This is a genomic window from Flectobacillus roseus, from assembly GCF_030056595.1.
Taxonomy (GTDB): Bacteria; Bacteroidota; Bacteroidia; order Cytophagales; family Spirosomataceae; genus Flectobacillus; species Flectobacillus roseus.
On sequence record NZ_JASHIF010000003.1, the window covers coordinates 126,703 to 134,030 of the forward strand.

Annotated in this window: 7 protein-coding genes; all 7 read left to right on the plus strand. The window is 37.3% G+C overall.

Annotated features, from left to right (window positions below):
* The first annotated feature begins 119 nt into the window (after nt 1-119).
* The 7 genes from QM524_RS04810 (at nt 120) to QM524_RS04840 (ending at nt 7,191) form a co-directional block, all read left to right on the plus strand.
* Nucleotides 120-731 (plus strand): TetR/AcrR family transcriptional regulator, encoded by a 612-nt coding sequence (locus QM524_RS04810; protein WP_283343717.1) that lies wholly within the window; start codon nt 120-122, stop codon nt 729-731.
* A gap of 119 nt (nt 732-850) precedes the next feature.
* Nucleotides 851-2,107, plus strand: coding sequence for a TolC family protein (locus QM524_RS04815; RefSeq protein WP_283343718.1), 1,257 nt, complete (start codon nt 851-853; stop codon nt 2,105-2,107).
* 51 nt (nt 2,108-2,158) lie between these two features.
* The gene (locus tag QM524_RS04820; protein WP_283343719.1) at nt 2,159-3,094 is read left to right on the plus strand and encodes an HlyD family secretion protein; all 936 of its coding nucleotides are present in this window, start codon (nt 2,159-2,161) and stop codon (nt 3,092-3,094) included.
* 11 nt (nt 3,095-3,105) lie between these two features.
* Nucleotides 3,106-4,014 (plus strand): ABC transporter ATP-binding protein, encoded by a 909-nt coding sequence (locus tag QM524_RS04825; RefSeq protein ID WP_283343720.1) that lies wholly within the window; start codon nt 3,106-3,108, stop codon nt 4,012-4,014.
* Between the two features lie 28 nt (nt 4,015-4,042).
* A complete protein-coding gene (locus QM524_RS04830) occupies nt 4,043-4,789 on the plus strand; it encodes an ABC transporter ATP-binding protein (protein WP_283343721.1) in 747 nt (248 codons plus the stop codon).
* A 32-nt stretch (nt 4,790-4,821) separates the two neighbouring features.
* The gene (locus QM524_RS04835; RefSeq protein WP_095165499.1) at nt 4,822-5,928 is read left to right on the plus strand and encodes an ABC transporter permease; all 1,107 of its coding nucleotides are present in this window, start codon (nt 4,822-4,824) and stop codon (nt 5,926-5,928) included.
* A gap of 144 nt (nt 5,929-6,072) precedes the next feature.
* Nucleotides 6,073-7,191 (plus strand): ABC transporter permease, encoded by a 1,119-nt coding sequence (locus QM524_RS04840; RefSeq protein WP_283343722.1) that lies wholly within the window; start codon nt 6,073-6,075, stop codon nt 7,189-7,191.
* Nucleotides 7,192-7,328: the final 137 nt, after the last annotated feature.

Genomic DNA, 7,328 nt, shown 5'->3' on the forward strand with positions numbered 1-7,328 from the left:
GTAATCTACTATTGTCTTGAAAAAAATCCCAAGATTTATTCTGCTAATTTCTTGCTTTTATCAAAGGTATATTATTCCTTTGAATCATATTTAACCAAATGGTTAAACCTTTTGATAAAATGGAAGTAGAGATAACAACAGAGGAAAAGATTTTAATTGCAGCGAGAAAGGTTTTTATCGAAAAAGGCTGGGATGGCGCTCGTATGCAGGAAATTGCGGACAACGCAGGCATTAACAAAGCTTTACTACATTATTACTTTAGAAATAAGGAACAATTATTCAAAAGAGTATTTGCAGGAATTGTAGGCAAACTCATTCCTAATCTCAATACCATTATTCAATCTGAGCAACCCATTTTTGAAAAAATTCAGGCGTTTACCGATGCCTATATTGATTTTTTACTGGCCAACCAAGAACTACCGCTTTTTGTGGCCAACGAGCTCTCAAGAAATGCTAATCTTATCGTGGGTGCTTTTGAAGAAAACGGACTCAAGCCAATGATTGGTAAAATGGTTATGGAAATTTTTCAGGCGATTGAAAACAAACAAATCAGACCTATTAATCCTGCACACTTACTCATGAATATTGTTTCAATGTGTGTTTTTCCATTTATGGGAAGGTCAATTTTTCAAAAAGTGTTGATGCAAGTTCCCGAAGAAATGTATCAAGAACTATTAAAACAACGGAAAAAAGAAATTTACGAGATGGTCTACCATTCTATCGTTTTGTAAAAGTTCTTTTCTTTCAACAAAGTAACAAATCAGTAGTCCGCCCAAAGAATACTCTACTTGTTTGTTACTTTTTTAAAAATAGATTTTTAACCAAATAGTTAAACATTTTAGTTAAAACCATGAGAAAAGCGTTTTATATTCTCCTTATTTGTTTGATTGTCAAGCACACGCAAGCGCAAGAGGTTCTTCCCTTGAGCCAGTGTTATACTTTGGCCAAACAAAATTATCCGATTGCCAAGCAAAAAGGATACATCAATGAAAGTCTAGAGCAACAAATCGCTCAACTAAAAAGTAATTTTAAACCACAAGTTGACCTTGTCGGGCAGGCTACCTATCAGTCGGATGTGACTTCTGTTCCAATCAAAATTCCCAATATTGATATTCCTCAAATTTCTAAAGACCAGTATAAAATATATGCTGAGGTAAAACAAAGTTTGTACGATGGAGGTATCACTCAAGCTCAAATTTCAGTGCAAAAGGCAGCCTCCCAGACCGAGCAGCAAAAATTAGCCGTTGAGCTCGACAAACTAAAAGAGCGTGTTAGTCAGAGTTATTTTAGCATTTTATTGAGCCAAAATCAGCTCAAATTGATAGATATTATCAAAAATGAGTTGCAATCAAAAATCAACAGAATTAAAGCTGGTATCCAAAATGGCGTAAGTACCCAAGCCAATTTGAATCAGCTCGAAGTAGAAATTCTAAAGCTAGAGCAACGTACCAGTGAAGTAAAATCTCAGGAATCACTAGGGAAAAAGATCCTTGGTCTGCTTATCAACCAAGACCTATCGTCGGTTCAGTTAGTCTCTCCAGTGCTTTCAACGGGTCAAGACTCTAAAATTCAACGTTCTGAATTGACGCTTTTTCAAGAACAACACAACCTTTTAAGTACTCAGGAACAACTCATTAATGCCAAAAATATGCCTAAAATTGGGCTATTCTTACAAACTGGATACGGTAGACCAGCACTGAATATGCTCGAAAATGATTTTAAAGGATACTATATTGGAGGGTTACGATTCAATTGGTCATTAGGAGGTTTGTACACCAAAAAGCAAGAAAAAACTCAGTTGCTAATTTCTTCTAAAAACGTAGATGCGCAACAAGAGACCTTTTTATTAAACACAAATATTGCTTTACAACAGTTGGATGCCGAAGTCAAAAAACTGGATAATATGATTGAGCTAGACCAAAAAATTATTGTTCTAAGAGAAAAAATCACCAAAACCTCTAGCGCTCAGCTCGACAATGGTATCATCACCGCAAGTGACTATTTAACAGACCTTTCGGCTGAATTACAAGCTAAAGAAAATCAGTTGATTCATACCCTACAACAAGCACTTGCGAAGGCCAATTATCAAAGCACATTAGGACTTTAATTTCCTATTTTTATTATCAAACCGCGAAATTCGCACAATCCTATATTTGAAATGAAAAAGCAATTTATCCTCATATCGCTTCTAAGCACGCTTATTTTTTCTTGTAAAAAAAATGAACAAACCTCTGATGCCACTGGCACATTTGAAGCTACAGAAACCATTATTTCTTCAGAAGTGGCAGGCAAAATCCTTCATCTGGATTTAGAAGAAGGAGACACTGTGGGTTTGGCTCAAAAGGTTGGGAATATTGATGTGGCAAACTTACAACTACAAGAAGCCCAAATTGAAGCAAGTATCAAAAGTTTACCTCAGAAATTCAATGATGCTTCAGCACAAATTAAAGTATTGGAAAATCAAATAGCTGTCCAAAAAGAGCAACTTCGAATCCAACAAAGAGAATTTCAACGCCTGACAAATTTGGTAAAATCTGAGGCTGTTCCAAGTAAACAACTCGACGATATGGAAGGAGCTATTGCTTTAACCAAAAAACAAATTAGTGTACTAGAAAGCCAAATTAGCGCTCAAAAAACGCAAGTATCTATCCAAAATCGTAGCATCAACAGCGAACTTACTCCACTAGAAAAACGTGCCGACCAAGTGACTGACCAAATCAAGCGTGGGGAAATTATCAACCCTGTTCGAGGTACTGTTTTGACCAAATATGCAGAACAATACGAAATGACAGCTCCAGGAAAAGCACTTTACAAAATTGCAGATTTATCGGAAATGACTTTAAAAGTATATGTTTCGGGTAATCAATTGACTAAAGTTCAGCTCAATCAACCAGTAAAAGTGCTTATTGACAAGGCAGAAGGACTTTCAGACACATTACAAGGAAAAGTGTATTGGATTGCTTCAAAGGCAGAATTTACGCCAAAAACAATTCAAACGAAAGAGGAACGAGCAAACCTTGTTTATGCCGTAAAAATCCATGTAAAAAACACGGGAGCCTTGAAAATTGGTATGTATGGCGAAGTGATATTTTAACCCCAATCGCAATGAATGCAATTATCGCAAATCGCCTTTTTAAATCATTCGAAAAAGGCAAAATCAAGGCATTGGAAGACATTTCTTTTGAAGTCAAACAATCTGAGTTATTTGGCCTAATTGGCCCAGATGGTGCAGGAAAAACCACACTTTTTAGGATACTTGCGACCCTTCTATTGGCCGAATCTGGCGAGGCAAGCGTCGATTCGCTCGATGTGAAGAAGGATTATAAAGCGATTCGAAAAAGAGTGGGTTATATGCCAGGGAAGTTTTCCCTGTATCAAGATTTGAGTGTAGAGGAAAATCTCAACTTTTTTGCACATGTTTTTGGGACTACTATAGAACAAAACTATCACCTTATCAAAGATATTTACCAGCAACTCGAACCTTTCAAAACTCGCAAAGCTGGCAAATTATCGGGCGGAATGAAGCAAAAGTTAGCCTTATGCTGCGCCTTGATTCACGAACCAAGTGTATTGTTTTTGGATGAACCCACTACAGGGGTTGACCCAGTTTCGAGAAAAGAGTTTTGGGAAATGCTGAAATACCTCAAATCGGAAGGTATCACGATATTGGTTTCGACACCATATATGGATGAAGCAAGCCTGTGTGATAGAGTTGCTTTGATGCAAAAAGGAAAGATATTGGATATTGATACTCCAGAAGGCATTATTGAGAAATATCCCAAAAAAATCTGGTCTATTCATGCCTCCAATATGTATGCTTTGTTACAGGTGGCACGGGCATTTCCAAACACCCATACCTGTTTTGGTTTTGGAGAAAGTCATCACTTGACGCTCAAAAACGATGAGAAGGATTATGAAGATTTTTGTAATTACGTACAAAAGCATTACAAAGAACCTTTCCAAATCCAAGAAATTACGGCTACCATTGAGGATTGCTTTATGGCTTTGTCCTGATGCTTTCAAGAAATAAAATGTGCAAAACATGGAAAATAAAGAAATAGTCATTCAGGCTCAAGGACTTACCAAACGATTTGGGGATTTTATCGCCACCAACGCCATTACTTTTGAAGTTTACAAGGGCGAAATATTTGGTTTTTTGGGAGCCAATGGGGCAGGAAAAACGACAGCTATGAAAATTCTCATTGGTATATCCAAACCAAGCGGAGGCGAAGCAAAAGTAGCTGGTTTTGATGTGTATTCTCAAACAGAAGACATCAAGAAAAATATCGGTTATATGAGTCAAAAATTTTCACTTTATGAAGATTTGACTATCCGTGAAAACATTCGATTTTTCGGTGGAATTTATGGTTTAGATCGTAAAACTATTAAAGAAAAGACTGACATTTTGCTCAAAACATTGGGGTTTGAATCAGAAGCAGACAAATTAGTCTCTTCACTCCCATTGGGCTGGCGACAAAAACTATCATTTTCGATTGCTATTTTACACAATCCCAAAATTGTATTTTTGGATGAACCAACAGGCGGAGTTGACCCTGTAACTCGTCGTCAGTTTTGGGATTTAATCTATGAAGCCTCCAATCGTGGCATGACTATTTTTGTCACCACACATTACATGGACGAAGCCGAATATTGCAATAGAGTGTCAATCATGGTAGACGGAAAAATAGAGGCACTTGATACTCCTAAAAATCTCAAAAAGCAGTTTCAAGCCAACTCTATGGATGAGGTATTTCACCAGTTGGCTCGTAAGGCTAAAAGGAGTGAATAAGTTTGATCAAAACACTAATAAATCAGTCAAACATGAAATTATTCTTAGCATTTATCACCAAAGAATTCAAGCATATTCTGAGAGATACTCGAACCTTAATCATTCTTTTTGGGATGCCCATTGTTCAAATTATCCTCTTTGGCTTTGCTTTGACCAATGAAGTTAAAGATTCTCGCATTGGTATTTTGGATTACTCAAAAGATCAGGCAAGTCAACAAATTATTCAAGAACTTGATGCCAGTAGGTATTTTGATGTAGAAGCCAATTTTAGTAATCCTAAGCAAATTGACCAAGCCTTTAAGGAAGGAAAAATTCGATTAGCAGTGGTATTTCCTGCCAATTTCAGACATTCGCTTTTTCAACAAAATACGGCTTCAATCCAGTTAATAGCCGACGCGTCTGACCCCAATACTGCGAGTACCGTGGTCAACTATGCGAGTGCCATTTTGAAATCGTATCAGGACGAAATTCTAGGAGAACAAACTTTACCCTATACCATTCAGCCAGAAATTCGTATGTTGTATAATCCGCAACTTAAAGGTGCATACAACTTTGTGCCTGGCGTTATGGCGATGATTTTGCTCCTTATTTCGGCCATGATGACCTCCATTGCCATTGTTAGAGAGAAGGAACTTGGTACAATGGAAGTACTTTTGGTGTCGCCAGTCCCTCCTATTTTGGTCATTGTTACCAAGGCAATCCCTTATGTTTTGCTATCATTTATCAACGTAAGCACCATCCTAATTTTGAGCGTAAACCTCCTCGATGTTCCTATTCAAGGCAGTTTACTACTTCTTTTGGGCGAAAGTATGCTTTTTATTTTTGCGGCTTTGGCTTTAGGGTTATTCATTTCGACGATCACCAATTCGCAGCAGGTAGCTATGTTGGCCTCTTTAATGGTGTTACTGTTACCCACTTTGATTTTCAGTGGCTTTATGTTTCCTATCGAAAATATGCCCAAACCGATGCAATTTATCTCTAATTTGATTCCTTCAAAATGGTATTTTTTCATTGTTCGGGACGTCATGATAAAGGGTTTAGGATTTAAAAGTGTTTTAAAGGAAAGCCTAATTTTGGTAGCCATGACGATAGGTTTTGTGCTAATAGCTTTAAAAAATTACAAAACGAGGTTGGAGTAGTGAGAAGTGACAAAGTGGTAAAGGCACAAAGTAGCAAAGTGTTTTGATGACTGTAGCACAGTTACTCAAAGCGCCCCAAAAAACACTTTGTGCCTTTGTGCCGCTGTCACTTTGTCCCTCGTTGATAACCATTTCCAAACAATTATGAAAACACTACTTTTTTTACTAGAAAAAGAGTTTCGGCAGATATTTCGTAACTCATCGATTATCCGTATCATTTTCGTGATGCCCATCATCCAGCTGATTGTACTGCCTATAGCTGCCGATTATGAGGTAAAAAACGTGAATATTGCTGTGGTTGACCACGACCATTCGAGTTATTCGAGACAGCTGGTTCAAAAAATTATTGGATCAGGATATTTCAGATTAGTCGAGAATACAGATTATTACAAAAAAGCACTCAAAAGTGTCGAGCAAAACGATTCTGATGTAATCATCGAAATTCCAGCGCATTTTGAAAGAACTTTAATCAAGGAAAATGAGGCCAAATTATTACTTGCCATCAATGCCGTAAATGGTACAAAAGGCAATATGGGTGGAGCGTATCTCAACTCCATTATCAAAGATTTTAATCAGGATGTGCGTACGGATTGGGTTACTTTTCCGAGAATGAACCCTATACCTTTATTAGATATTGTTCCTCGTTTTTGGTACAATACTCGTATGAATTACCAACTATTTATGGTTCCTGGGATTTTGGTTATTTTAGTTACTATGGTTGGAAGTTTCCTTACAGCATTGAATATTGTTAAGGAAAAAGAAGCAGGAACGATTGAGCAAATCAACGTTACACCGATCAAAAAACATCATTTTATCTTGGGAAAACTGATTCCTTTCTGGGTGTTAGGGTTGACAGTAACTGCTATTGGTCTGACCGTAAGTAGAGTAGTATTTGGTATAGTTCCTGTTGGGAGCCTACTCGTGATTTTTGGCTTTACTGCGATTTTCCTTTTGGCAGTTTTAGGACTTGGCTTACTTATGTCTAATTTCTCTGACACACAACAACAAGCCATGTTTTTTGCCTTTTTTATGATAATGGTTTTTGTGTTGATGGGTGGACTATATACTTCCATTGACGGAATGCCTAACTGGGCTAAAATTATGACCAAGTTTAATCCCGTCGCCTATTTCATTGATGTCATGCGAATGGTAGTCATCAAAGGTTCAGGGCTTTACGAAATAAGAACCCATATTTATGCTATACTTAGCTTTGCCATCGTATTCAATGGACTAGCCATTTGGACTTACAAAAAACAAGTGTAATGTGAGTGATGAGTTGTCTACTCTACCCTACTAAAAAATGGGACAAATTAGGTAAAAAGAAAGGGAAGCAAGAGTTTTGTAGTTACCAAGCTCCAAAACATCCCACTTCCCATGAACCAACGGCTCGAAAGCGAAAT